Source organism: Caballeronia sp. GAWG1-1 (assembly GCF_023631465.1).
Lineage (GTDB): Bacteria > Pseudomonadota > Gammaproteobacteria > Burkholderiales > Burkholderiaceae > Caballeronia.
Map to the genome: position 1 here is coordinate 1 of NZ_JALQDB010000037.1, position 25,017 is coordinate 25,017.

The 25,017-nt window shown below is 58.7% G+C and carries 22 protein-coding genes; 13 read left to right on the forward strand and 9 right to left on the reverse strand.

Translation table 11 applies throughout. The features are described from left to right. Positions 1-108: 108 nt before the first annotated feature. The 4 genes from NCT03_RS25155 to tssB all read right to left on the reverse strand — a co-directional run bounded on the left by NCT03_RS25155 (position 109) and on the right by tssB (position 6,982). Complete coding sequence (locus tag NCT03_RS25155) at positions 109-2,151, reverse strand: T6SS effector phospholipase Tle3 domain-containing protein (protein ID WP_250494344.1); 2,043 nt, start codon at positions 2,149-2,151, stop codon at positions 109-111. Then, positions 2,144-4,627, reverse strand: a complete 2,484-nt coding sequence (locus tag NCT03_RS25160; RefSeq protein WP_250494345.1) for a type VI secretion system Vgr family protein — start codon at positions 4,625-4,627, stop codon at positions 2,144-2,146. Before NCT03_RS25160 ends, NCT03_RS25155 begins: the two co-directional genes overlap by 8 nt. A 242-nt stretch (positions 4,628-4,869) precedes the next feature. Next, positions 4,870-6,423, reverse strand: a complete 1,554-nt coding sequence (tssC, locus tag NCT03_RS25165; RefSeq protein ID WP_250494346.1) for a type VI secretion system contractile sheath large subunit — start codon at positions 6,421-6,423, stop codon at positions 4,870-4,872. Between the two features lie 46 nt (positions 6,424-6,469). Next, positions 6,470-6,982: a type VI secretion system contractile sheath small subunit gene (gene tssB / locus NCT03_RS25170; protein ID WP_250494347.1), complete on the reverse strand. Its 513-nt coding sequence runs from the start codon at positions 6,980-6,982 to the stop codon at positions 6,470-6,472. A gap of 528 nt (positions 6,983-7,510) precedes the next feature. Between tssB and tssK the strand changes: the two genes are divergently transcribed. The 6 genes from tssK (at position 7,511) to tssE (ending at position 15,077) form a co-directional block, all read left to right on the forward strand. After that, positions 7,511-8,863 carry a type VI secretion system baseplate subunit TssK gene (gene tssK, locus NCT03_RS25175; RefSeq protein WP_250494348.1) on the forward strand — a complete coding sequence of 451 codons (1,353 nt, stop codon included), beginning with the start codon at positions 7,511-7,513 and terminating at the stop codon, positions 8,861-8,863. Continuing rightward, positions 8,860-9,588 (forward strand): DotU family type IV/VI secretion system protein, encoded by a 729-nt coding sequence (locus NCT03_RS25180; protein ID WP_250494349.1) that lies wholly within the window; start codon positions 8,860-8,862, stop codon positions 9,586-9,588. The genes tssK and NCT03_RS25180 overlap by 4 nt, the downstream gene beginning before the upstream one ends. Positions 9,589-9,593: 5 nt before the next feature. Continuing rightward, complete coding sequence (locus NCT03_RS25185; protein ID WP_250494675.1) at positions 9,594-11,267, forward strand: OmpA family protein; 1,674 nt, start codon at positions 9,594-9,596, stop codon at positions 11,265-11,267. Between the two features lie 93 nt (positions 11,268-11,360). Next, entirely contained in the window at positions 11,361-11,846 is a 486-nt protein-coding gene (locus tag NCT03_RS25190; protein WP_244829927.1) for an Hcp family type VI secretion system effector, read from the forward strand. Between the two features lie 119 nt (positions 11,847-11,965). Continuing rightward, the gene (gene tssH / locus NCT03_RS25195) at positions 11,966-14,641 is read left to right on the forward strand and encodes a type VI secretion system ATPase TssH (protein WP_250494350.1); all 2,676 of its coding nucleotides are present in this window, start codon (positions 11,966-11,968) and stop codon (positions 14,639-14,641) included. Positions 14,642-14,651: 10 nt separating this feature from the next. Further along, the gene (gene tssE / locus NCT03_RS25200) at positions 14,652-15,077 is read left to right on the forward strand and encodes a type VI secretion system baseplate subunit TssE (RefSeq protein ID WP_244831024.1); all 426 of its coding nucleotides are present in this window, start codon (positions 14,652-14,654) and stop codon (positions 15,075-15,077) included. A 57-nt stretch (positions 15,078-15,134) separates the two neighbouring features. On the opposite strand, the gene NCT03_RS25205 is transcribed toward tssE, so the two are convergent. Further along, entirely contained in the window at positions 15,135-16,193 is a 1,059-nt protein-coding gene (locus tag NCT03_RS25205) for an NAD(P)-dependent alcohol dehydrogenase (protein WP_250494351.1), read from the reverse strand. A gap of 413 nt (positions 16,194-16,606) precedes the next feature. Here NCT03_RS25205 and NCT03_RS25210 point away from each other — a divergent pair, with 413 nt between their 5' ends. Beyond that, the gene (locus NCT03_RS25210) at positions 16,607-16,885 is read left to right on the forward strand and encodes a hypothetical protein (RefSeq protein ID WP_244829924.1); all 279 of its coding nucleotides are present in this window, start codon (positions 16,607-16,609) and stop codon (positions 16,883-16,885) included. A 17-nt stretch (positions 16,886-16,902) separates the two neighbouring features. Here NCT03_RS25210 and NCT03_RS25215 read toward each other — a convergent pair whose 3' ends face one another. Further along, a complete protein-coding gene (locus NCT03_RS25215) occupies positions 16,903-17,223 on the reverse strand; it encodes an HNH endonuclease (RefSeq protein WP_244829923.1) in 321 nt (106 codons plus the stop codon). Positions 17,224-17,363: 140 nt separating this feature from the next. Here NCT03_RS25215 and NCT03_RS25220 point away from each other — a divergent pair, with 140 nt between their 5' ends. Then, a complete protein-coding gene (locus NCT03_RS25220; RefSeq protein WP_244829922.1) occupies positions 17,364-17,666 on the forward strand; it encodes a hypothetical protein in 303 nt (100 codons plus the stop codon). Between the two features lie 30 nt (positions 17,667-17,696). Here NCT03_RS25220 and NCT03_RS25225 read toward each other — a convergent pair whose 3' ends face one another. The 3 genes from NCT03_RS25225 to NCT03_RS25235 all read right to left on the reverse strand — a co-directional run bounded on the left by NCT03_RS25225 (position 17,697) and on the right by NCT03_RS25235 (position 19,780). Next, on the reverse strand, positions 17,697-18,128 hold the full coding sequence (locus NCT03_RS25225; protein WP_250494352.1) for a hypothetical protein: 432 nt from the start codon (positions 18,126-18,128) through the stop codon (positions 17,697-17,699). A 117-nt stretch (positions 18,129-18,245) separates the two neighbouring features. Then, on the reverse strand, positions 18,246-18,458 hold the full coding sequence (locus NCT03_RS25230) for a DUF3079 domain-containing protein (protein WP_250494353.1): 213 nt from the start codon (positions 18,456-18,458) through the stop codon (positions 18,246-18,248). Positions 18,459-18,574: 116 nt separating this feature from the next. After that, positions 18,575-19,780, reverse strand: coding sequence for an NAD(P)H-dependent flavin oxidoreductase (locus tag NCT03_RS25235; protein ID WP_250494354.1), 1,206 nt, complete (start codon positions 19,778-19,780; stop codon positions 18,575-18,577). Positions 19,781-20,336: 556 nt separating this feature from the next. On the opposite strand from NCT03_RS25235, the gene cyoA reads away from it, so the two are divergent. The 5 genes from cyoA (at position 20,337) to NCT03_RS25260 (ending at position 24,898) form a co-directional block, all read left to right on the forward strand. Then, positions 20,337-21,221 (forward strand): ubiquinol oxidase subunit II, encoded by an 885-nt coding sequence (gene cyoA / locus NCT03_RS25240; protein WP_244829918.1) that lies wholly within the window; start codon positions 20,337-20,339, stop codon positions 21,219-21,221. 3 nt (positions 21,222-21,224) lie between these two features. Continuing rightward, a complete protein-coding gene (gene cyoB, locus NCT03_RS25245) occupies positions 21,225-23,240 on the forward strand; it encodes a cytochrome o ubiquinol oxidase subunit I (protein WP_244829917.1) in 2,016 nt (671 codons plus the stop codon). Beyond that, entirely contained in the window at positions 23,241-23,849 is a 609-nt protein-coding gene (gene cyoC / locus NCT03_RS25250) for a cytochrome o ubiquinol oxidase subunit III (protein WP_244829916.1), read from the forward strand. Beyond that, the gene (cyoD, locus tag NCT03_RS25255; protein WP_250494355.1) at positions 23,849-24,181 is read left to right on the forward strand and encodes a cytochrome o ubiquinol oxidase subunit IV; all 333 of its coding nucleotides are present in this window, start codon (positions 23,849-23,851) and stop codon (positions 24,179-24,181) included. The genes cyoC and cyoD overlap by 1 nt, the downstream gene beginning before the upstream one ends. A 189-nt stretch (positions 24,182-24,370) precedes the next feature. After that, a complete protein-coding gene (locus tag NCT03_RS25260) occupies positions 24,371-24,898 on the forward strand; it encodes a 2,4'-dihydroxyacetophenone dioxygenase family protein (protein ID WP_244829914.1) in 528 nt (175 codons plus the stop codon). Positions 24,899-25,017 lie beyond the last annotated feature (119 nt).

Consider the following 25,017-nt stretch of genomic DNA (forward strand, 5'->3'; position numbering starts at 1 on the left):
TTGACGCGAGCGCGCCTCCACAAATACGCAGACGCGAAAACCATGAATGCGGTGCTACAGACCGGTACGGCCCACCAGACAAAGGCTGTATAAGTGGCACTCATCTTGTCAGCCCTCCAGCTTGGGAGCGGGCAAAGGCCATTGTCCCGTTCCACCTGTCGGCGTGGTAAGGTCGTCGTAGATATTGAGCATGCTGGTTACAACCGGAAATGCCAAGACATCTGCCTTCGCGGGTGGGGCGTATCGACTCACAAGTCCAGAAGGTAGGTTTGGTTTGTTCATTTCCTGCTTGATATCTGGAGGCAGGACCCCGCTTGCGAAATACTGCTTCGCATTTGAATCAGGATTATTCGGATGCCGCCAATCGGCTCGCCGTAAGAGTCTCCACCAAAATTTTTCGTCGTCAAAGGCCACGCTCAGTCCGACCGCAATGTCGTAGGCCATGCATTTTTCAATCGTCTCATGATTCAGCGTGATGGCGGAATGCTGCGACCATTCGCCCCGTCGTTGCGCCAGTCTCGAAAGCCCTTCGGCCTTTGTCTCGAAGCGATCCACCATGAGAAGATTGGAACTGCCGCGAACCTGCCATGCCCGCGTGACCTGAAATGGGTAGCCACGTGCTTGTAAGGCAGAGTTGACAACGCTAGCTTGAACGACGTTGGAAGGCGCCTGATTAGCCAACGGGTCACTCTCGACACCGGTTATCGAGTCCACCACTTTCCTGACCGTCTTCGCCCCCTCGGCCGCCAACGCCGTGCCCGCGAGATGTTCTCCTAGGCGATCTGTTCCTGTGAGTATGAAGAACTTGTACGGCTCCGGAATGGGCGGTCCGTTGATCGTTCGCTTGCCTTCATCGCTTGGAATAGGGAATTTCCCATGTGGCACAGTAAATTTTTCGGGAGCTGTGCCTACGATATGCCCGTCGGAGAACACGCGCTGGAGAAAGTTTTGGCCGACGGCTTTCGCCGCTGAATCTTCCACGCCTTGCCATCCCATTCCCTGGATATTAGGCAGACTCACGACAGTATCTTGAGGACAGAAGTAATTGAATACGCTACCGAAGTTATCCCGTGCATGCGCCGTTTTCGACCACGCCGCGGCGTTAGCAACACCCGTACTGACAACTCGCGCAGTGTCCACTGGCCTACGCGCAACCTGCAACATCTTCGAGAAATTCGAAAGGGTTTGCACACGCGCGTCCCGCGATTGATGCCGGCCTGGGTATTCCAACTCGATAGTGGTCGGATCCAAGGCATAGGGTGAATCGAAAAGAATCACGTTATCTACTGGACGCAATCCCGCTTCCCTCACCATAAAATTAGCGAGCATCGTAATCTCGGTACCCTGACTGTGCGCAATGATATTGATCGCATCATTTGCAGCAAGCGGATGTCGTCTAACTTCCAAAATAAGATCCGCCAACCGGCGTGCCGCGTGCACATAGTAAATGCGGTGCGGATTCTTATAGAGTCGCGCCTCCGAGCCCACACCCAACTTCGCGGCGGCCGCGCCGACGTTATACAGACGCCCCCCTACACCGGGTCCCCACATGTCAACCAGATTGGTCGTTGCATTCGGGAATGGGCCGCCGTCCTTCGAATAGCTTTCGCTCAGCCAGTTCTCAAAGTTGTCGCGGCAAGCGTAACCAGCCGCAGGATCGTCGCGGCGGTCGATATAGTACGCGTCATAAGGTAGATCAGGATTGCTATTTTTAGCGTCTAATTGGGCCTTATAACGACGCTGATCGTCCTGATAAAGCTTCTTATCGACCGCCCGGTAACCCCAATGGAACGGAATGACCGGCGAACGCCCCTCTTCCAGAATACAAGGCGATGACGGAAGCGCTCCGGGCGTGAGTTGCGGAAGGTTGTTTTCGGAGCCCTCGGTCCACGTTCCCCATTTATGAGGTGTGAGATCGTCTCGTCCCAACCGTTTGTTTAAACCCGCACAGATATGTTTGTCGACTAACGGCATGCACTGACCGTCATCGTTCACTCCATGAATCACGATGACAATGCAAGGCATCGGCCGTTTGGCAGGCACCTTGCAGGTGAGCATGGCGCCGCTGCCTGAAGGCATCGGCATGGCTTGCTGGCCGTGGCTCGCGTTACGCAGGCCGATCTGACTTTGGTTATTCGACGTATCACTCATGGCTAGCACCCAACACTTCAATACTCAAATTCTCGACATCGTCGCGGTTGAACAATTGACTCGTGCCGTTCGCGTCCGTAACTCCTTCGGTAACCGATCCATCCGGCAGATGAACGCGAAAACGATGATGTCCAAGCGGTGTTTCCGGGTCGCCCTCGGGATGAAGGAAAAACTTGCGTGCGAAAGAACCACTTGCAAACGACGGCATCGCAGCCGATGCGGTCTCGGAACCGGCCTTTGAGATAGAAGGCGTCTTGACTAGAAAATTGCTAGTGCCGCCGACTTGCGGCTGACTGCCGGAAAGCTTGAAGAACGCCCCACCGCCATTAGAGATGAGCACGTCTTCCTGGGCCGCGAACAGTAGGCGCTTTCCCTTGATCAAAACGTCGCCGTTTGCAGTCAATTCGATCGGCCCTGCTTGAGCCTGAATCTGAACCGGTCCTTTAACCGCGAAAAATTTCAGCCCGAGCTTGTGCGCCAGCAGTGATATGGCTTTGCCTGCTGCCACTGTGAACTTCTCGGTCACGCTGAACTCAGCGTTACCACCCGTTGTCGCGCTGATATGTCTGCCGCTGGAGAATTGAATATCAGCCGGCGTTGCCGATACGATTCCGTCCGGTGCGCTGACGAGCACGACAGCTTTCTTCAGTTCAGCATAGTCATTCAAAAGGCGCACTTGTTGTGCCTTGACATCGGCGAGCTCCGCCTGGGCGGCTTGCGCGATCGCAGACAACGAGGTGGCTTGATCTAGCGCTGCCTGTAACTGCTTCATGGCGTCTGGAGCGTCGAGTTGCTTACCCAAAGCGCCCGGCTTTGCCTCGGCGGTGATCAGTACGCCCTTACCGCCCCTGACCGCCACGCGTTCGTCGCTGCGCAATTCCGCGCCTCTGCCTCTCTCCTTGCGATTGCCATCGACCATATGCCCCAGATTCAGTTCGCTGGTCTGAAAAGGCGTGGTCAGGTGGATATGCTCGAAACCTTCTTTATCCTCCATGCGCAGTTCGTTCTGCGCAGCGGTGCGAATAAGATTTCGAGTATTGTTGAGGTTGTTGACGGGATCGGGATTCAGACTGTCGTGTAAAGCTCCAACGATGATTGGCCTGTTCGGATCTTGCGCCGTGAAAATAAGCGCTACCTCCGTCCCGTCGATCAATGGAAAGTGGTGCCCGTAATCCGCCCCTGCGTAGGGCTTCGCCATACGGATCGCACGGCTGCGCCCACCCGGACTCCATTCGTCCAGATCGAACGGCATCTTGGTGACATACAGCCCCGTTTCAGTTAGATAGCTATACTTATATTTCCCTGGCGAATCGATCCGCGCCGGCAAGATGCCTTCGATTTTCGGCCGAACAACCGAGTCGATACTTGTACGCCACTTGCGATTCGCTGGAATCGCCCGAAAGGCACACCAGTACGAAGTTCTCCGCCCGCCGCCGCAACGAACTGAAGTGATGAAAAGCCCATGCGGCGCGTCTTGCGGGTTCACGTCCAACCGGGTCACCTCGCCCGCTTCGAGCGAGAACGGATTACCCCGCCCTCGATAGCTAACTTGCATAGCCAGGTGTTCTTCATGCCGCCGGCGCGCGACTTCTTGCCCCTCTTCGATGGTTTCGTAATGTTCGCCCCAGGTGGAATCCACCCCGTTGGTGCTTTTATCACCCAGTGCAGCATTGGTCTCCACTAGCAGCGACACGTCCGCCTGCCGATGGTTGTAGTCGTTCAGTTGAATCGCTTCGGGCACACGCCGCGTAATCGTACGCAGTGACCGGACGGACTCCGCGCCCGCGCTTTCCAAGCCCGAGTGCGCACGAAATGGCACAGTCCGTTGTTTGCGCGCGTAGCCATCCAGATCGTCACCGAAAATGATTACGGCGCGATCATGCTTCTGCTCGAATCTGAACCACAGACCTTCCTCAGCACAAAGTCTTTGGATAAATGCGAAAGTGGTCTCGTGATATTGAGTGATGTACTCGTGGCGTTTGTACTTGCCACGCAGCCCTTTGAAATCGAAGTCCACACCCAGACGATAGCCATAGTGCCGCAGCGTATCCGTGATAATTTCGACCACGGATTGCTTTTGGAACAGCCGGCTTTTTCGGACACGTGCCAGATCCGAAATCCTAGGCTCGAGCTTGACCCGGTAATGTGTTTCGTCGGCAGATGTACCGAGTACCTCGAAACACGTGATGATCCCGTGCGTCAAATATGGCTTGGGCATCGTGCTGAAGTCTTTCGCCCTGTCGCCAAACATTTTTTCAAGGTATGCCCAGTTCGGATCGATCGGTTCAATCGTGAACGTCGCCGGGCGGCCGACCACCTGATTCATTGGGATGTCGGCAAGCGGACTAGTGAAATCAATCCAATACTCGTATAGCTGACTGATAGCAGCGAGTCCACTGAATTTAAGGACAGAATTTGGACCAGGTTCCGGCTTTAGGCTCAAGCTATACGCTTGACTTGGCAACACCATCGACATTGTTCAGCGTTCTCCAAATTCAAAACATGTATTCGACTGCGACACCGACGTCCGATTGCCTTTCGAATGGGCCCGGCAAACCACACCGCGATGTTACGGATTGGCGTGGTGACTGATATTGAATAGTTGCTGCTGCGGGGCACCCATCGCTCTATTCCAACTACGCCATAAAACAACGCCGGGGCGCTCAACTATGAGAACCCCGGAGGACCACACAGGAAATTACCGCGCGGAAATGACTGTCAACTCTTCGCCTTAGGCATCTGCGAAACCAGCGACAACCCAATATCCATGCCCTCCACCTGGAAGTGCGGCACGATAAAGAGCTTGATGCGGAAGAAGCCGGGATTGTCTTCGATATCCTCGACCATCACCTTCGCCTCGCGCAACGGATGCGACGCTTGCAACTCGTCGCCGGGGTCCTTCATTTCGGTGACGAGACTCTTGATCCAGTTGTTCAGCTCGAGCTCAAGAAGACGACGATCCTTGGTCGTACCGATGTTTTCGCGCTGAATCAGCTTCAGATAATGCGCAATCCGCGAGAGCAGGAAGATGTATGGCAGACGCGAGTTAATGCGACTATTCGCGGTGGCTTCCTTTGTTTCGTACAGCGCCGGCTTCTGTGCCGAGTTAGCCGAGAAGAAGCACGCAAAGTCGTGGTTCTTATAGAACGACAAGGGAATGAACCCGAGGTTGGCAAATTCAAATTCGCGCGTTTCGGGAATCAGCACTTCGGTCGGAATCTTCGGCTGCACACCGGTGCCAAGGTCATACAGATGAACCGGCAGATCTTCCACCTTTCCGCCAGCTTGCGGACCACGAATCTGCACACACCAACCGTTGTTCACGAAGCTACGCGTCATGTTCGCCGCAAACGCAAACGACGCATTCACCCACAGATAACGGTCATGATCAGGACCCTTGACCTGCTCTTCATAGTTGAATGCGCGGACGGGCGTGGTGTCCTTGCCGTACGGCAAACGGCCAAGCACGCGCGGCATGACCAGACCCACATAGCGCGAGTCATCGGTGTCGCGGAAGCTCTTCCATTTCACGTATTCAGCGCGATCAAAGAAGTTTCCGATGTCCTGGATAGCCGCGACTTCTTCCATCGACTTCTTGCCGAAGAACTGCGCGCCAACCGAGCCGATGAAAGGCATATGAGCCGCTGCCGCGACCTTCGAGATATTGCGCAGAAGCGCAACGTCCACCGGCGAGTTGGCGAATTCGAAGTCGCTGACCATCGCGCTGATAGGCTGGCCACCCGGCGTGTCGTATTCTTCGATGTACGTCAGTCGATACAGGCCGCTCTGGATCAGCTCCGGCGCGTCCTCGAAGTCGCGGCTAAGCGCGTCCTTCGACACGTCCAGCACCTCGATACGGGCATTCTTCCGAAAGTCCGTTCGGCTCACGAGCATCTTCAGACCGCGCCAGCGGCCTTCGAGCGCCTGGAACTCGGGGTTGTGCATCACTGCGTCGAGCTGCTTGCTGATCTGACGGTCGAGCTGACCGATGAAGAAATCTAGCAGCGACTTGTCCAGGCGATCCACCGGCTTGCTGCTTTGCGCCACGAGGTCGAGGAACGCGCCCATGCCGCGTGCGAGACGTTCGTCGGCAGACGCTTCCGACAATGTGTCGTTGTCACGAAACGCTTCCAGCGGCCGAGCCTGCGCAACCGGCGTAAGATTGATCTTGTCGCAAAGCGATGCATAGACGCTCTCGCCATGCGCATCACGAGGTGCGTCAAGCACGACGGTCTCTGCCGCGGCGCTCTGGCGTGCGGGATTCTTGCTCATTTTCTTGTCCTGTCTACGGTACTTTTCGAGAGGTGCCGAGGGCGCGTTAAGCGTTGCCTTCGGGCTGCGTGGCAGCCGTGGCGATTTGCGATAGTTCGCCGCGCAGCTTGTCCGACATTTCCTTGTTCTTCAGAATCTTTTCGAACTCGCGGCGGAAGGTGCTGTTGTCCAACAAATTCGACTTCAGATCGCGCAGCAGATTGCGCACGGCCAGAAGTGCCTGAAGTTCCGGAATCTGACGCGCCACCTGTTCCGGCTCGAAGTCCTTCATCGAACGGAACGACAGGTTCATTGGCAACTCAGAGCCGTCGTTCGCGAGCGTATTGTCCGCACCGAACTTTAGGTCTGGCGCGTAATCAGCAAGCACCGCGTCGAAGTTGTTCTTGTCGATGTTGACTTTCTTTCGTTCGGCGAGCGGCGCTTGCTCTCGTCCCGCGCTGAAATCGCCTGCAACGAGTAGCTTCAGCGGCAACTCAATTTTCTTTTGCGCGCCGCCGGTATGCAGGTCGAGGGTGATCGAAACCCGGCTCTTCGGGATTTCGCGCTGGAAGCTGTCCATAAATAGTCCTTATTGATTAGCCATAAGCGCCACTCGATCTGCGAACACGCAGGAACCTCTCGAAGAAGATTCGTTGCGACAACGAGCCGCACTACTTGAAGGCGCGACTCTCGAGCACGCTCATGGATCTGTTCACTTGATTGTGATTCTCATTGGGGCACTATTAGAACAGGTTCCACATCAACTGCCAATGATCGTACGGCGTGACTAATAGTTAGGCAACGAAGGTTTATGCAAGGCCTTAATCTTTGTCCCTTCAAAGACTTAGTACTACTCGTGTAAATCGACGGAAGCTGAGATTCGTCGGTCCCTCAACTCAAATGCAACACCATTTGACAATTTCCACGTCGCGCACTGGACGCGCTTCATATCTCGAAATAAATGTTTCGCGTCTCCGGCGAAACGGTACACAGAATGTCCTCGTTAGCAGATATGATTCGTCGCTTCGTTTTAGTTATCAGCTATACGAACTAAGTGGTGAGAGATAGAATTCTCAACTGATGGCAACAATAGCTAGAGAAGAAAGACATGCGGATCGAAAAACCGCTTTGGCATGAAGGCCTGATCCTCACGCAACAGCATTTTCAGCAACAGGACCGTTGGAACGAGTTCGCCTTGAGGCAAGTCGCGACGGCCGCGCTGGCTCAACCATGGGGCACCCTGTCCGTCGAGGTAGATGAAGACGCGCTCGCGTCCGGGCGATTCAAACTGACTCGACTCAAGTTGCGTTTTCCGGATGGCACTCCCATCGACACGACGCTTGCTCAGGCGCTGCCTCCGGCGCGCGATTTGCTCGAAGGCGTCGGTGCTAATCGGCAAAGCGTTACTGTGCTGGCCGCGCTCGCGCTTCCCGATGCAAACGGCAGCAACTGCCGCATGGATGAGACAGCGTTGACTCGTCCGCGCCGCTCCTATCGTGAGTTCGTGAAAGTCGTCGATCTCAATGGCTCGGATGAAGCGGAGATCGCGGCCGAACGCCATGCCCTTAGGCTGCTGTTCGACTTCGAACCACACGCCGACGACACGGTATGCGCCATCGCACGCCTGTCGCGTTCAACCAGCGGACAGTTCCAGCTAGTCTCGCAATACGTGCCACCGTGTCTGACGTTGGGCGCTCATGCTTTGCACATGGAGCGCATCAATCGTCTAACCGACATTCTGCTGGCAAAAAGTCTCGCGCTCGGTGCGCGTCGTAGTGAGCGGGTCGATCAGGTGACGGAATACGGCGTGGCCGACGTACAGCTGTTCTGGCTACTGCATTGCATACATGCAGCCTGGCCGAAGCTGCGCTTTCTTGCATCGAATCCAAACCAGCCTCCTGAGCGGCTGTACGCGATCATCGCCGAACTAGCGAGCGCGCTGATGACCTTTTCGACCGGATCTCAGCTTACCGATATCCCTCTCTACGATCACGCACGCGCCGATGAAGTCTTCACGGAGCTGGAAGCGTTGATTCGCCAATTGCTCGATGCAATCATCCCGTCGCGCGTGGTGTCGATCGGGCTGTCTCGTGACAATGCGACGACATGGTCAGGCAAGATTCTGGACGAACGTATCGCATCGGATGCAGCGGACTGGTATCTGTCCGTCAACTCATCACTCCCGGCGTTCGAACTCGTCGAACGCATCCCGCGCTTGTGCAAGATCGGCGCGCCCGACGATGTCGAACACATCGTCAATTCCGCGCTTGCGGGCATCGCACTCAAGCCTGTGCAACGGGTGCCGTCGGCTATTCCGGTCCGTCTCGACAATCACTATTTCGCGCTGGACGCCGCGAGCCCCGCGCACGCCCGATTGCTGGCTGCCCGCGCGTGCCAGATCTACTTGCCCTCATCCGTGCCGGATGCGGCGCTTGAACTCTACGCGGTGCTACGCGCATGACGACGCTTACTTTTTCGCCGGCGCGCGGCGACATGTTGCTTCGGTCGACGAAGCCGACCATCGAGCCGGCTGCGGGTCTGACAGGCTTGCTACGCGCGTCCGCTCTTCTCGTTACCACACTATCGGCCGGTGGCAAAGCCAGTGACTTCGACGTGCTGCGCCACCGTTGCAAGGAACTTGTCGAAGCGTTTGAGACGGCGCTTACGCAGCATGGGTATTCGCACGACGTAGGCGACGACGCAATCGTCGCGCTTTGCGCACTGCTTGACGAAACCGCCTTGCGTCATCTCGATCCTGTGAATAAGAACAAGTGGATCGCGGAACCCATTCAAGTCGAGCGTCTGCAGCACCATAACGCTGGCGAATACGTATTCGAGCGAATGGCAATTCGCATGCGCGAAGCGGCGCCGAGTGTCGACTTGCTCGAATGCTATGCAGCAATCCTCGGTCTTGGCTTTCGGGGTCGTTATGCGTTAGAGGACGAGACAAAACGCAACGCGCTCATTACTAGCCTTAATGCGCAAATTGAGCAGTTACGCCCGTCTCAACAGCCTGTGTTTCTGATCGAACATGGCGGACGCCGCCTCGGTAGCTGGTTTCAGCGCCTGTCGCCTTGGGGTATTGCCGGATTGTGCGCCGTAGTTGCGCTGGCTGTCTGGTTTGCGTGGCACGTGGCGCTCGATGCTCAACTGGTTAGCACGATTCCGTCGGGCATCAAGCGGTGAATTCAATGCAACGGCTGGGGTATCCCTTTCGCACAGTAGTCGGTATCGCCGCAGCGCTGATGCTCGCCGTGCTTTGGCTCGTCATGCCGGTGACGACGACGCTCGCCTGGTCATTGACTGCCGTCGTCGTGCTGGCGGCACTACTCGCCATCGGTTTGCGCACGCATCAACAGACACGTGCGCGTCAGGCCAGTGAACACGTTTTGACGGCGCTTGGCTCCGCCACGGCGGAGGTACCAGTCAGGCTTCGCACGCGCATGCCGCTCGTCCTGGTGACGGGTGACGCCCTGCCATCGATCTTCAATCATGAGAGCGGCAGGGCACGCCTTGTTCATGTCGGAGAGGGAGCCATCTGGGTACGTGCGGATCGTATCCAGGATCTGCCGCGCCTCGCGCTCGCCATGCGGCAATGGCGCGACGGTCACGCACCTGACGGCGTCGTGCTGAGCGTGGCGCCTGCGCTGCATGCCGACGCTGACGCGCTGTCACAGTCGCTGCGGATCGTCCGTCAGGCAGTCGCCGATGCCTCTCGCATGATCGGTGCACCGTTGCCCGGCTATGTCGCCGTGTATCAACGGCTGGTCAGAAACGCGCAGACCGATGCGCTCGCCGCCGTGCAGTGGCACGGGATCTCAAGCGGATCGCCGCTCACCGACATGAAGCGCTTCGATGCGGTAATCGAGAGTTCCGAAACGGATGCACGCCGGCACGCAACAGACCCATATGCTGCCGCAAGCGTTGCCGGACTGGCTTCAATTATCGGATGGACCCAGCGCGTGATATTCGACACACTAGCCGATTCCCGTCAGCCGGCAGCCCCGTGGGCGCTTCACGGCGCCGGGTGGATCGACTGCGGTCCCGCAAGCAATGCCGATAAACCGTGGGAGCGCGACGTCCAGATGCAGACGCGCGTTATACCGGCGGTCGTCGCGGGCTCGCCTGCGCCGTGGCCTCTGCCACAGCCGTTGATCGCGGCTATGTCGCAGCGCGTGAGAGCGTCGCCGCGGCACGTAGCACTCGCGCATGTCGGCGCAATGTGCGCGCTCGCGCTGGCCGTCGCATTTTGGGGCGCAGGCCGGAACAACGCCGCGTTGCTGACACGTATCGGCGGACATATGGAGCGCTATGCGGGCATCGCGCCCGAGCAAGATGCCGGTCGCCGCGACGCGCTGCACGCGCTTATCGCGGATCGCGACGAACTCGATCGTTACGGGCGTTCGGGTGTCCCATTGCGGCTGTCGCTCGGCGAATATCACGGTGCGCCGCTCATGCCTTCGCTCAATACCGCGATCGCCGCATATCAGCCACCTGAACCGCCGCCTGCGGTCGTGACACTCGACAGTATGTCGTTGTTCGATAGCGGCAAGGCAATGCTTAAGCCTGGTTCGAATCGGGCATTGGTCGACGCCGTGGAGATGATCAAGGCGCATCCGGACAAGCGTATTCTGGTCGCGGGACACACGGATAACGCAGGCAATCCGCGTAGCAACTTGACACTTTCCATGGCGCGTGCAGCGGCGTTACGTGACTGGTTAATCGACGCGTCGGGTATCTCCGCCACGCAGTTCGCTACGCAAGGATACGGCGACACGCGCCCGATTGCCGATAACAACACGCCAGAAGGGCGTGCGAAGAATCGACGCGTGGAAATTACGCTTGTGCCTGAAACGAACAAGTAGATTTTAGAATCCCCGGGGCTACGGCCTTGGGATCTTGAGGCCCGGGAGAACGCTCTCCCGAGCACGTTTTGTTGTACTAAGAAGGAGCAGTAAATGGCAATTCCCGCATACATGTGGCTCAAGGATGACGGTGGCGCCGACATCAAGGGTTCCGTTACCGTGCAAGATCGTGAAGGCAGCGTCGAAGTCGTCGCTTTCGATCACGGCATCCACATCCCGACCGACGGCAACACCGGCAAGCTGACCGGCACGCGCGTGCACGCGCCGATCACCTTCACGAAGGAAACGGACGCGTCGACGCCTTATCTGTACAAGGCTGTGACGAGCGGTCAGACGCTGAAGTCGGTCGAGATGAAGTGGTACAAGATCGACGACGCGGGCAAGGAGAAGGAATACTTCAACACCAAGCTCGAGAACGTCAAGGTCGTCGCTGTGCGACCGAAGATGCACGACATCAAGGTTCCCGACTACGAAAAGCACAACCACCTCGAACAGGTGGAACTGCGCTACGAGAAAATCACGTGGGCCTACAAGGACGGCAACATCATTCACGCTGACACGTGGAACGAGCGCTCGTAATTCAGGCGCTTGAGTTGCAAACGGATCTGATCCGCTGATCGGGTCCGTCGCCGGTCCATATCGAATGGGCCGGCGATTTTTCATATTTCGCCTCCTTCGGTTTTCTTCGCTTTCCCGTTATGACATCCCGAGATTCCACGCAATTGCTTCGCCGGCTCAACCCGCACTGCTCACGTACGCTTGAAGCGGCCGCGAGCCTTTGCCAAACGCGTCTATCCGACGAAATCACGGTCGAGCACTGGCTTTTGAAGCTGATCGAGGCCGATGACGGGGACATTCCGGCGATCCTCAAACACTACGATATCGATATCGACGCGGTGTGGAACGCACTGCTCGCAGCCATCGATCGGCTGCCACGCAATCTGCGGGGCATGCCTTCGATTTCAATTCAGCTCGCGAGCGTGCTGCAAGACGCGTGGACCTTGGCATCACGCGAGGATATCGACGGCAAGATTCGCTCGGCGCACTTGCTGCGGGCGATCATCGACGCGCCGCACGTGCTGCGTACGAAAGACGCCTGGCCGCTGCTGTCGCTGTCCAGCATGCAGATCGAGCGGTTGCTGCCGCGTCTTGGCCGTCTGTCGTGCGAAAACCGCGTCGACGAACCGGAAGCGGAAGACGAGGCGCGCGAACAGGCAGCATCGGCATCCGAAGAAAATACGCCATCTGCTACACCCGCGCCGCCACGCTCGACCGAAGGCGAAGCCCTTGCGCGCTTTGCTATCGATCTGACAGAAAAGGCCCGCCGTGGCGACATCGACCCCGTGTTCGGACGGGATCGCGAGATTCAACAAATGATCGACGTGCTCGTGCGCCGTCGCAAGAACAACCCGATCCTCGTCGGCGATCCGGGCGTAGGCAAGACCGCGATCGTCGAAGGGCTGGCCCTGCGTGTCATCGACGGCAGCTTGCCCGCAATCCTGCGCGACGTACGCATTCTCACGCTCGACCTCGGCCTGCTGCAGGCGGGCGCTGGCGTGAAGGGCGAATTCGAGCAGCGTCTGAAGAACGTGATCGACGAAGTGCGCGCATCGAGCACGCCGGTTCTATTGTTCATCGACGAAGCGCATACATTGATCGGCGCGGGCAATTCAGCAGGCGGATCGGACGCCGCGAACCTGCTCAAGCCGGCGCTCGCGCGTGGCGAACTGCGCACGATTGCAGCAACGACCTGGGCCGAATACAAGGAGTATTTCGAACGCGATGCAGCGCTCGAAAGGCGCTTCCAGCTCGTCAAGGTCGAAGAACCCGGCGACGATGCCGCATGTCTCATGTTGCGCGGCCTTGCCACGCGTTACGCACGGCATCACCACGTGCACATTCGCGACGAGGCACTCGTCGCCGCCGTCAAGCTGTCGCGCCGTTACATTCCGTCGCGGCAGTTGCCGGACAAGGCCGTCGATCTCATCGACACCGCAGCGGCACGGGTTCGCATGGGACTCGATTCGCCGCCGGCCGAACTGCAACGCGCGCGAGCGGCAGTGGCTGCGCTGGAACTCGAGTGCGCGACGCTCGATGCCGACGAGCGCGCCGGTGTTGCCGACGTGGCGGCCCGTCGCGCGGCACTCGATGTATCGATCATGCACGCGAAGCAAGAAGCGAGTGACCTGCAAGCGCGTTATGAACGAGAACTGACGCTCGTGCGGAGTCTGCTGGAACAGCGGGGCGACGGCAGCACTAAGCCGCATGCCGATGCCTTGTCGCAAGCCCGCCACGCGCTCGCCGACGCGCAAGGCAAGACTCCGCTCATCTTCGCCGATGTCGACGCCCAAGCCATTGCCCGCGTCGTCGCGGAGTGGACAGGCGTGCCGGTGGGCAGTCTGGTCGAAGACGAGCTTCTGAGCCTGCTCGCGCTGGAGGAGCGCATGGCCGCACGCGTGGTTGCGCAAAACGACGCGCTCGGCACACTCGCGCAAAGCCTGCGCACGGCGAAGGCGGGACTCAAGAGCGAGCACGCGCCGCTCGGCGTGTTCCTGCTGACAGGACCTTCGGGTGTCGGCAAGACCGAAACCGCGCTCGCGCTTGCCGATGTCCTCTTTGGCGGCGAGGCCGCCCTTACGACGATCAATATGTCGGAGTATCAGGAGGCGCACACGGTCTCGCAGCTGAAGGGTTCGCCACCAGGTTACGTCGGTTACGGACGCGGCGGTATTCTGACCGAAGCGGTGCGGCAACGCCCTTATAGCGTCGTATTGCTCGATGAAGTGGAGAAGGCGCATCGCGACGTGCTCGATATCTTCTATCAGGTGTTCGACCGCGGCACCATGCGCGATGGCGAAGGTCGCGAAATCGACTTCCGCAACTGCGTGATTTTGATGACGTCGAATCTTGGCAGCGCGCAGATCGACGAAGTGACGACGGACAATCCGGACATTGCCCAGGCGGCGCTCCTCGATGCGATCCACGAGCCGCTCGTCAAGCATTTTCAACCGGCTTTGCTCGCGCGCTTCCAGACGCTCGTCTACCGGCCATTGGCCGCCGACGCTCTGGCGCAGATCGTTCGGCTGAAACTCGGCAAGATTTCGGACCGCTTGCAAAAGCAGCATGACGTCAATCTCGTTTGCGACGATACACTCATCGCCTCGCTCGCAGAACTGTGCCTCGCCCGCGAATCCGGCGCGCGCAATGTCGACACGTTCCTCGATCAGCGCATCCTGCCGACCGTTTCGCGCGAACTTCTGACACGTATGGCCACCGGCACGACGCCGGCCGAGGTTCGCCTTGCAAGTTCGGAAGAAGGCAATCTGACGATTGAATTCGTCGATCGCGGCGAAGTTGTCGCTACACACGGCTGAGCGCTGCGTCATGGCGGCCGGCCCATCGCTCTACGACATGCTCCTCGGTCAGATTGACGGGGAGTCGATCGACCATTTCGACGACCGCACGCTCGAAGCCTTGAGCGTGCAGCAAAACGTGCGGCGTATTCTCAATACGCGTGCGGGCGCACTGAAGCATCTACCAGACTACGGTCTGCCGGATCTGACCAATGTTTACAAGGAGTTGCCCGGCTCGTCACACGCGCTCAAACAGCAGATGGAAGCAACGCTTTTGAAGTACGAGCCGCGGATTCGCTCTATCGATATCGGCATCTTGCAAAACGACGACCCCGGCTTGCAGGTGAGCTTCGAGATGACCTGTCATTTGAAAAAGACGGGGCTCGTGCGCTTTGGCACGTACTTCGTTCCGCCGGGCGTATTCCGCCTGGAACGTCGCGTTCGCGAAGGTCGCTAAACACCACGGAACAAGCCCGCTCACGCGGGCTTTCCTTCACCTCACCAAATAACTCCCCTACTGCGCCAACGTCCCCATATCCACCACGAACCGATACTTCACATCGCTCTTCAACATACGCTCGTAGGCGTCGTTGATCTGATCCATGCGAATCATCTCGATGTCGGACGTGATCCCGTGCTTGCCGCAGAAATCCAGCATCTCCTGCGTCTCCGCAATACCGCCGATCAGCGAACCCGCAATCGACCGGCGCTTGAAGATCAGGTTGAACACAGCCGGCGAAGGATGCGGATGCTCCGGCACGCCAACCAGCGTCATCGTGCCATCACGCTTGAGCAAGACCATGAACTGGTCGAGATCGTGCGATGCCGCCACCGTGTTCAAAATGAAATCGCAGCTGTTGGCGTGCGCCGCCATCTGCTCCGGGTCTTTCGAGATCACCACCTCGTTCGCGCCGAGACGCTTCGCATCCTCGATCTTGCCCGGTGATGTCGTGAACAAGACGACATGCGCGCCCATCGCCGCCGCCAGCTTCACGCCCATGTGGCCCAAGCCGCCCAGTCCGACGACGCCCACCTTATCGCCCGGCTGCACGTTCCAGTGACGTAACGGCGAGTACGTGGTGATGCCCGCGCACAGCAACGGTGCGACGGCCGCCGGGTCGAGGTTGTCAGGCACCTTCAACGTGAAGGCTTCGTCGACGACCATCGAGGTCGAATAGCCGCCGTACGTCACGCCGCCCGACTTCTTGTCGGGCGAGTTGTACGTCTGCACGAAGCTTTCCGGGCTCTCGCAGAACTGCTCCTCGCCTTCCTTGCAAGACGGGCACACGCGGCAAGAATCGACCATGCAGCCGACGCCCGCCAGATCGCCCACCTTGAACTTCGTCACCTCGGCGCCGACTTCCGCCACGCGCCCGACAATCTCATGGCCCGGCACGACCGGATAGTTCGTGCCGCCCCACTCGTTGCGCGCCATGTGCAGGTCCGAGTGGCAGACGCCGCAAAACAGCACGTCGATGCGGACATCGTTCGGGCCGACATCGCGACGCTCGATTTCAAGCGGGCCGAGCGGTTTGTCGGCGGCGGATGCTGCATAGGAATACGCCTTGCGCATGATTGTTTTCCCTCTTGAGTTTCAGGCTTATGACAGGAACCGCGTCCTTGCGACACCTCAGGGACACGGTCGAAACGGAAGTGCGCGCGAGAGCGCGCATCGTTTTTTTATGTGCGACAGCGAACGTTCGCCGCGCTGTCGCACACGTGTTGCGGTGATCTTGCCGATCGCGCCGATGTTTCGGCGGCAAATCGCAACTTCAGTACTGTATGCCTATAAGCATCTTTCTGCACGACCGATGGGGACCTCCCCCGTCCGTCTCCCTGCGCAAGCGGGACTATGCGTGCAAAAGTTGCAGATCTAAGGTTTGGGTAAGCGCGGAAGCCAAGGAACGTTCGGGGCGCTTCCGAAAGCAACGGAGTAGCTGGCGTCGGGGCGCCGGCATCGAATCGATATCACACGAGAGCGAGACCATGAATTCGAAGGCGGTAACAGCGAGCATCGACACGCAGAGCGGCACGATAAGCGCCGAGTTTCACGTCGACACGGGGCGGTTGAGAATACTGGAGCGCGGGCTATTGCGCGTGGAACTATTTCCGCCGCATTCGTGGTTCACCATCGCATCGGTGGCGGGGAACAGCCGCTGGGGCACGCGGCCGCGCGAGCGCGACCTGCAACTCGTCGTCGAGAGTTACATCATGCAGCGCTTCGGGATGTCGGCGCTGCGCGCGGATGTCTCGATGGCGCAATGACGCAGACGCGGTCCGCGTCACCGCTTGCGCGCCGAGCGTCGGGTGCGCTGATAAAAACTATTCGGCTTGGTGCGCACCCAGTCGACGAAGCTGCGCACTGCTTCGTCCTGCATGAGCGCGTCGATGGTGGCGAATCGTTGCGCGAGTTCCTTCTCGGTAAAGAGCGCATGCAGTTGCCGATGACAGATGCGATGCAGCACCGCCGTCTGCCGTCCGCCCTGAGACTTCGGCACGAGATGATGCAGGTCGCGCTCGGACGCGGGCACGGGTCGCCCGCATAGCGCGCACGTTTCTTCCGGTAACGGCCGATACCACGGTTCGGGCGCGGGCTTTGCCATTCGGCTCCTTTTCTGGCGCTGCGTCGTTGCGTTGGAACTGATCGTTTCGAGTGTACGCCGAGGCTGTTTTGTTTTCTGGCCGGACGTGGCACCATGGAACTGCTAGCTCACCGCTCACGCAAGTCGACGTCGGAGAAGCCATGGAAGTGACCATCAACGAATTGGCCGGCCTGCTCGAAGAACTGGAACAAGAAGATCCGGTCGATTACGGCGACCTGCCGTTCGGCGAACCGGAACTGCGCCGTCTCGTGTTGACTTCGCTTCTGGAACGGCATCGCGGTCTGCAAGACAGCGGCCTCAATCCCGGCGATGTCAGCCTCACCTACATGCTCACCACCGCGCTGCTCGTGCTCGAAAACCTCGTGCTGCATGCGCGCATCATGCTGCTGCAAGGTCAGCGCATCGACGTGAATGCGCTGTTGCGGAAGTATTCAGGCAGTTGAGCTTCGCGACAGACTTTCGATAAGATCGGCTCAGCCGTGCGGTTCTGAAGGCGGACGGTAGCCGGGAATACGCATCAGCGCTTCATGGCACGAGACGGCGAGCGCCGCGAGACGGTCCACGCTTGCACGCATGTCCACCTGCGTCTGCGCGATCGTTTGACGCAATGCGTCGAGCCGCGGCGTGATGGTGTCGTCTATCGTCTCACCCTGGCTTCCCAGCAGAAGGATGGCTTCCGCGTCCTCGCGCATCTCGCGCAATTCCATGATCGTCACCTTGCTCTGCGCCTGCACGCGTGCATGTGCTTCGGCAATTGCGCCAAGCCCCATGCGGCGCATGCGTTCGACGAGCTCGCGCATCGAGCGCATGGCGAGTTCACCGGCACCGTAAGCCATGAATTCGACATCGTCGATAGACAGGAAAAGACGGCCTTCGGGAGATTCGAATTCGAGCTTCGTGGACATGTCGGGCATCGCTGTGTTTATGAGATGCCCGAATTCTAGGGATGCAGCCTGCGCCTGAGGTTCGGATTAGTTCTAAAGCGCTGGTCGCCGCGTCGATTGATCTATTTCGAGAACGCGTTACTTGGCGGATGGCGCCACGGAAGTAGCGTTTTCGAGCACGCCGAGATCCCAATCGCCGAACTCGTACCAGTCTTCTCCGAGCAATTCGGCCGGATGCTGCGTGCGATTCGAGCCATTGCCGCAGCGCATCGCTTTCTCGGAGCAGTAGTGGTCGCAGCCCCAGCAGTTACGCTCCGGGTGGCTGGGGTGAAGGGGAAATCGCTTCGCCATGGTCGACATGCTCCTGTTGCAATGGTCACGCAGGTTAGGGCGAAAGCCCCGCGCGCATCAATAGGAGCAGGGCCGAGCTTCGTTGCGCGGCGCGACGAACATCGTTTCGGCGGAATTTATCGGAGGCTCAGTAACGGCTTCGTCGCTCCGGTCAGAAGAAGCTCGATCAAGTCGCGCACGCTGCGAATGGCCGGACCGAATGGCAAGGTTTCACGTCCACGGAAGAAGAGGCCGTTGTTGACATCGCCACGCAAAGCCGCCGCGAGCCGGGTATCGATACAAAAGTGCCCGAACTTCTCGATGCCATCACGCAAACCGCATGCGCTCAAACATTCGAGCGCCGACGGACATGTCTGCTCGCGCGCGCCGATCTTCATGCGGATGCGTTCCTCGTTGCGCAAATAGCGCATGAGCCACGGCGTCTTGACCGCACGCGCGGGCAACCCCGTCACGCTGATGAACTCCACGATGTCTTCCGGCGTCGCTTCGGTGAGCACGCGCTTGAACTCGGGATGCGCGTCGCCTTCCTTGGTGACGGCAAAGGGCGTTCCAATCTGCACGCCATTCGCGCCCGCCGCCAGCCACTTGCTCACCGCTTCATGACTGTTGATGCCGCCCGCGACGATCACCGGCACGTCGCCTCGGTTCAGCCCGAGCGATTCGAACACGGTCTGCAATTCGCCGAGTACACGTTCGAAGCCGAAGCGCTCGTTGTGCATGTCGGCGACGTCGTTGACGCCGAGATGTCCGCCCGCATGCGCGGGATGTTCGATCACGATCGCGTCGGGCAGGCGGCCTTTCTTCATCCACTTCTTCAGCACGAGCGCGACGCCGCGACTGTCCGAAAGTATGGGAATGAGCGCAATGTCGTGGCCTTGCGTGAGATCGGGCAGGTCGAGCGGCAAGCCCGCGCCCATGACGATTGCGCCCGCGCCTTGCTCGCACGCGACGCGCACGTAGTCGGCGTGCGCGCGCACGGCTTTCATGACGTTGACCGCGATCATGCCGCGCCCTTGCGACAGTTCACGCGCGGCCTGAATCTCGCGTTCCAGCGCGATGAGATTGACGCGTTCGAGCGTATCGCGCGACGGATCGGCGCGGCACATCGCGAGAAGATCCTCATGATGATGCCGCAGGTCGATGCTCGCAATCGTGCCGAGCGCGCCCTCTCTCGCGACGCTGCCCGCCAGCCGATGCGCCGACACTCCAACGCCCATGCCGCCCTGCACGATAGGCAAGAGCGTGCGACCGCGAATGACGAGCGGCGCAAACAAATGTGAGGAAGCGCGCGACGCGCCGTTTTCAGCTTGATGTCGATTCATGATTGGACTGCCCGAATGAAATGTGCTGCGTGATTCGATTCCACCTGCGCTTGCACCCGATGGTATGGGCAGCTTTCTCGCTCGACAATCGCATGTCACGCGCTGATGTTGACGAATGTCACACGAGGCCTTTCTTTGGATCGGGTGTGCGCGAGGTTGCGCGTCTTGCGAGACCGCTTTTCTACTCATCCCAACCGGTACCATCACTTCTTGCAACATGATTTGACACACGATTGCCAATCGTCTGTCAGCATGGCACACCGTCTGGTTAATTCGTTTTGCTTAGGCCTTGGACAAGACCGCTCAAAAGCAATAAAAGCCGCTAAAACAAGCGCTTCGCTTGCGAAAAATCAAGCCTTCAAGACATATAAATTCGTCACAAATTAAGCGGGCAATAAGCGTTCGCGTGACACAGCGTCGCACGCACTTCAAATGAAACGCTTTTCCATAGATTAGCGTTTTCGTGCTCAATGCTGCATGGCATCATCGTGGCGCGGCGCAACGCCGTGCACGGCGTTCTTCCAGAACGCTTCGATCAAAGAAACCAGCGAATGCAATGAATGAGAAAACCAAACGTTTAGCAGCGCCACTGTTAGCGGGGGTGGCCAGTCTCTGTCTCTCGGGATGCAAGCTGGAAGTGTTGGACTCGAAGGGCAGCATCGGCAAAGCGGAAGCTTCGTTGATCGCTCTTTCGACTTACACCATGCTTCTCGTCGTCATCCCGGTCATTTTGATGACCCTGTTCTTCGCGTGGCGCTATCGCGCGTCGAATAAGAACGCTACCTACGCGCCCAAATGGACGCACTCCACGGCAATCGAAATCGTCGTCTGGGCGATTCCCGCTGTCATCATCCTGTACCTCGGCATTTTGACGTGGAAAACCACGCATGAACTCGATCCGTACAAGCCGCTTCAATCGGATGTCAAGCCGATCAACGTAGAAGTCGTCGCGCTCGACTGGAAGTGGCTCTTCATCTATCCGGATCTCGGCATTGCGTCGGTGAACCAGTTGGCCATTCCCGTTGGCACGCCGGTGAACTTCCGCATCACGTCGGATTCGGTGATGAACTCGTTCTTCATCCCGCAACTCGGCGGCCAGATCTACGCAATGGCCGGCATGCAGACGAAGCTGCATCTGCAAGCGGATCACGTGGGCGACTATGCGGGCATCTCCGCGAACTACAGCGGTCAGGGCTTCTCCGACATGAAGTTCCGCGCGCTCGCCATGTCTTCCGCCGATTTCGATGCATGGCAGAAGAAGGTCAAGACCGCGCCCGCGCGTCTGGACATGGACGTCTACGCCGGCGTCGCGAAACCGAGCGAGAAAGATCCGGTGAAGTACTTCTCCACCGTCGATCCCAAGCTCTTCAACAACATCGTCGGCAAGTACAACAACGGCCGTTTCGATGTCAACGGCGAAAACTGCGTAACCAAGGGGTAAGCCATGTTTGGCAAATTAACGCTCGAGGCGATCCCGTACCACGAACCCATCATCATGGGGGCGACGGTCCTCATGGCGATCATGGTGATCGGTGCGGCCGCCCTTCTCACTAAATTCGGCAAATGGGCCTGGCTCTGGAACGAGTACCTGACGTCGACGGATCACAAGCGCATTGGCGTCATGTATCTCGTCGTGGCGGGTCTCATGCTGGTGCGCGGCTTCGCGGACGCCATCATGATGCGCGTGCAGCAAGCCATCGCGCTGAATAATCCCGGCATCTTCCCGCCGCATCACTACGACCAGATTTTCTCGGCCCACGGCACCATCATGATCTTCTTCATGGCCATGGCGCTGCTGGTCGCATTCTTCAACCTCGTGGTGCCTTTGCAGATCGGCGCGCGCGACGTGGCGTTTCCGTTCATCAACTCGCTGTCGTTCTGGATGACGGCCGTGGCCGCCGTCCTGATCAATCTCTCGCTCTTCATCGGCGAGTTTTCGAAGACGGGCTGGCTCGCGTATCCGCCGCTCTCCGAGACGCAATTCAGTCCGGGCGTCGGGGTCGATTACTACATCTGGGCCTTGCAGATTTCCGGCGTCGGCACGTTGCTGACGGGCGTGAACTTCTTCGTCACCATCGTGAAGATGCGCGCACCCGGCATGACGTGGATGAAGCTGCCCGTGTTCACATGGACGGCGTTCTGCTCGAACGTGCTGATCATGGCGACGTTCCCAATCCTGACCGTCGCGCTCGCGCTGCTCGGTCTCGACCGCTACCTCGGCATGCACTTCTTCACGAACGACGGCGGCGGCAACCCGATGGTGTATCTGAACCTGATCTGGGCTTGGGGTCACCCCGAGGTCTACATTCTGATTCTGCCGGCTTTCGGCATTTATTCGGAAGTGGTCTCGACGTTCTCGAAGAAGCCGCTGTTCGGCTACAAGACGATGGTCTACGCGACGTGCTGCATCATGGTGCTGTCGTTCCTCGTGTGGCTGCACCACTTCTTCACCATGGGTTCGGGCGCCAACGTCAATGCCTTCTTCGGCATCATGACGATGATCATCTCCATCCCGACCGGCGTGAAGATCTTCAACTGGCTGTTCACGATGTACCGTGGCCGCATCCAGTTCACGACGCCCGTGTTGTGGACCATCGGCTTCATCATCACGTTCACGCTCGGCGGCATGACGGGCGTCATGCTGGCCATTCCCGGCGCGGACTTCGTGCTGCACAACAGCCTCTTCCTGATCGCGCACTTCCATAACGCGATCATCGGCGGCGTGGTGTTCGGCTACTTTGCCGGCGTGCAGTACTGGTGGCCCAAAGTGTTCGGCTTCAAGCTGGACGAAAAGCTCGGCCGCAACGCCTTCATTTGCTGGTTCGTGGGCTTCTTCGTGGCGTTCGTGCCCATCTACATCCTCGGCTTCATGGGCATGACGCGCCGTATCAACCACTACGACAACCCCGCATGGCAGCCGTATCTGATGGTCGCGGCTGCGGGCGTCGGCATCATCGCGTTGGGCGTGGCCTTCCAGGTCGCGCAGATCGTAGTCAGCGTGATTCGCCGCAACCAGCCGGCGTATCGCGATGTCACGGGCGACCCGTGGAACGGCCGCACGCTCGAATGGGCGATCAGCTCGCCGCCGCCGGTCTACAACTTCGCGCATATTCCAGCCGTGCGTGAACTCGACGAGTTCGCCCACATGAAGGAAACCGGCCGCAGCATGGCCGATCAGGGACCGTACCGCGCCATCCACATGCCGTCGAACACGAGCGCGGGTCTTGTCGTCGGCGTGTTCGCGCTGGTGCTCGGCTTTGCCGCCATTTGGCATATCTGGTGGATGGCTATCGTCGGTCTGGTCGGCATTGCCGCGACCGTCATCGGCTACAGCTTCCGTGCGAACGCTGGCTACATGATCCCCGCCGCGACCGTCAAGGCGACCGAAGAGCGGAACCGTCCGCCGAAGTCGCCTGCAAAGACCGGCGTCGCGCGCGACCTGGAACTGGAGGTGCTGTAAATGTCGCAATCGACACTATCCGCGCATCACGCGCATGACCATGAGCACGAACACTCGTCGCATTCCGTGTTCGGCTTCTGGGCCTACCTGATGACCGACTGCGTGCTGTTCGCCTCCCTTTTCGCGACCTTCGCGATGATGGGGCATCAGTTCGCGGGCGGCCCGACGGCAAAGGATCTCTTCAATCTCAACGATGTCGCGATCGAAACCGCGCTGCTGCTCACGAGCAGTCTGACGTTCGGCTTTGCGATGATTTTTGCGCAACGCAAGAAGACGGGCGCCGTGCTCGCGTGGCTCATCGTCACGTTTCTGCTGGGCGCGGGCTTCCTGTGGCTGGAACTGCACGAGTTCGCGCATCTGATCGCCGAAGGCGCCAGCCCTCAGCGCAGCGCGTTCTGGTCGTCGTTCTTCACGCTCGTCGGCACGCATGGTCTACACGTCACCCTCGGCATGATCTGGCTGATCGTGCTTGCGGTGCAGATGATCGCCAAGCCGGGCATGGGCGAACGCGAACTGCGCCGGCTCGCCTGTCTGAGCCTTTTCTGGCACTTCCTGGACATCGTCTGGATTTGCGTGTTCTCCTTCGTCTACCTTGCGAGCCTCGTCTAATGGCACATACGCATTCAACACATGGCGATATCCCGCATGTCAGCGTGCGTGGCTATCTGATCGGCTTCGTGCTGGCGGTCGTGCTGACCTTGGCGTCGTTCTGGCTCGTGATGTCGGGCACGTTCAGCGGCGAGCGCGCGATCACGGCGCTTGCAGTGCTGGCCGCTGTGCAGATGATCGTCCACGTGGTTTTCTTCCTGCACGTGAACGCATCGAAGGGGCAGCGCTGGCACGCCTTGTCGTTCGCCTATACGATTCTGATGTCACTCGTCGTTGTCATCGGAACGGTATGGGTCATGCATAACGTCCACATGCTGATGATGGCGCGTTAAGCCCATCGGTCCTTCCCAAGGAACCGTATTGCTGCGTCAAAGCGGACCTGCCTCGCAGGTCCGCTTTTTTTTCGTCGGTGCGAATCCCTATTTTTAAGCGCGTGATGAATCTTGACAATTTGTTGCAGCCGCGTGAATATCTGTCCATAATTTGGTTTAACCATCCACAATATGGACAAGGAGACGCGAATGCCCGCGCCCAAGAATTCGGCGGATGCCCTCACGCCGTATCAATATCCCAATCCCAAGGAAGCGCAGAAGGAAATCGTCGTGAGTCACGCGATTCCAACCGACGAGCGCGAGTGGGTCCCGCAAGCCGAGAACGTCTGGTTTCGTCCGCTGTGCCTCAATGTGTCGACCGGTTACTGGATGAACCTGCTGCGCGTGCGCAAGTCGGGCGTGCTGTCGCGTCACCGTCATCCGCAAGCCGTGCACGGCATGGTGCTCAAGGGGCGCTGGCGCTATCTGGAGCATGACTGGGTTGCAACAGAAGGCAGCTACGTGTTCGAGCCGCCCGGCGAAACGCACACGCTTTACGTGCCCGAAGACGTCGAGGAAATGATCACCTACTTTCAGGTGAACGGCGTGATGTTCTATTGCGATCCGTACGGCAACTACACCGGTTATGAAGACGTGTTCACGAAGGTGGACATGTGCCGCAAGCATTACGAAGCCGTTGGACTGGGCGCGGATTTCGCCGATCAGTTCATTCGCTGAATAACGCTTGATGCAACGGCTTGAAGCAACGGCTTAAAACACGGTCTGAAGCAACGCAATTTCCGCAGCACCTTTCGCCAACCGAACCGAAGCATAAAAACAAGGCTTTCGGAGGAGAC

What these genes read in the sequence shown, in the direction of transcription:
- NCT03_RS25155 (WP_250494344.1), bottom strand. Translation starts at nt 2,151, where the DNA reads ATGAGTGATACGTCGAATAACCAAAGTCAGATCGGCCTGCGTAACGCG.
- NCT03_RS25160 (WP_250494345.1), bottom strand. Translation starts at nt 4,627, where the DNA reads ATGTCGATGGTGTTGCCAAGTCAAGCGTATAGCTTGAGCCTAAAGCCG.
- tssC (WP_250494346.1), bottom strand. Translation starts at nt 6,423, where the DNA reads ATGAGCAAGAATCCCGCACGCCAGAGCGCCGCGGCAGAGACCGTCGTG.
- tssB (WP_250494347.1), bottom strand. Translation starts at nt 6,982, where the DNA reads ATGGACAGCTTCCAGCGCGAAATCCCGAAGAGCCGGGTTTCGATCACC.
- tssK (WP_250494348.1), top strand. Translation starts at nt 7,511, where the DNA reads ATGCGGATCGAAAAACCGCTTTGGCATGAAGGCCTGATCCTCACGCAA.
- NCT03_RS25180 (WP_250494349.1), top strand. Translation starts at nt 8,860, where the DNA reads ATGACGACGCTTACTTTTTCGCCGGCGCGCGGCGACATGTTGCTTCGG.
- NCT03_RS25185 (WP_250494675.1), top strand. Translation starts at nt 9,594, where the DNA reads ATGCAACGGCTGGGGTATCCCTTTCGCACAGTAGTCGGTATCGCCGCA.
- NCT03_RS25190 (WP_244829927.1), top strand. Translation starts at nt 11,361, where the DNA reads ATGGCAATTCCCGCATACATGTGGCTCAAGGATGACGGTGGCGCCGAC.
- tssH (WP_250494350.1), top strand. Translation starts at nt 11,966, where the DNA reads ATGACATCCCGAGATTCCACGCAATTGCTTCGCCGGCTCAACCCGCAC.
- tssE (WP_244831024.1), top strand. Translation starts at nt 14,652, where the DNA reads ATGGCGGCCGGCCCATCGCTCTACGACATGCTCCTCGGTCAGATTGAC.
- NCT03_RS25205 (WP_250494351.1), bottom strand. Translation starts at nt 16,193, where the DNA reads ATGCGCAAGGCGTATTCCTATGCAGCATCCGCCGCCGACAAACCGCTC.
- NCT03_RS25210 (WP_244829924.1), top strand. Translation starts at nt 16,607, where the DNA reads ATGAATTCGAAGGCGGTAACAGCGAGCATCGACACGCAGAGCGGCACG.
- NCT03_RS25215 (WP_244829923.1), bottom strand. Translation starts at nt 17,223, where the DNA reads ATGGCAAAGCCCGCGCCCGAACCGTGGTATCGGCCGTTACCGGAAGAA.
- NCT03_RS25220 (WP_244829922.1), top strand. Translation starts at nt 17,364, where the DNA reads ATGGAAGTGACCATCAACGAATTGGCCGGCCTGCTCGAAGAACTGGAA.
- NCT03_RS25225 (WP_250494352.1), bottom strand. Translation starts at nt 18,128, where the DNA reads ATGTCCACGAAGCTCGAATTCGAATCTCCCGAAGGCCGTCTTTTCCTG.
- NCT03_RS25230 (WP_250494353.1), bottom strand. Translation starts at nt 18,458, where the DNA reads ATGGCGAAGCGATTTCCCCTTCACCCCAGCCACCCGGAGCGTAACTGC.
- NCT03_RS25235 (WP_250494354.1), bottom strand. Translation starts at nt 19,780, where the DNA reads ATGAATCGACATCAAGCTGAAAACGGCGCGTCGCGCGCTTCCTCACAT.
- cyoA (WP_244829918.1), top strand. Translation starts at nt 20,337, where the DNA reads ATGAATGAGAAAACCAAACGTTTAGCAGCGCCACTGTTAGCGGGGGTG.
- cyoB (WP_244829917.1), top strand. Translation starts at nt 21,225, where the DNA reads ATGTTTGGCAAATTAACGCTCGAGGCGATCCCGTACCACGAACCCATC.
- cyoC (WP_244829916.1), top strand. Translation starts at nt 23,241, where the DNA reads ATGTCGCAATCGACACTATCCGCGCATCACGCGCATGACCATGAGCAC.
- cyoD (WP_250494355.1), top strand. Translation starts at nt 23,849, where the DNA reads ATGGCACATACGCATTCAACACATGGCGATATCCCGCATGTCAGCGTG.
- NCT03_RS25260 (WP_244829914.1), top strand. Translation starts at nt 24,371, where the DNA reads ATGCCCGCGCCCAAGAATTCGGCGGATGCCCTCACGCCGTATCAATAT.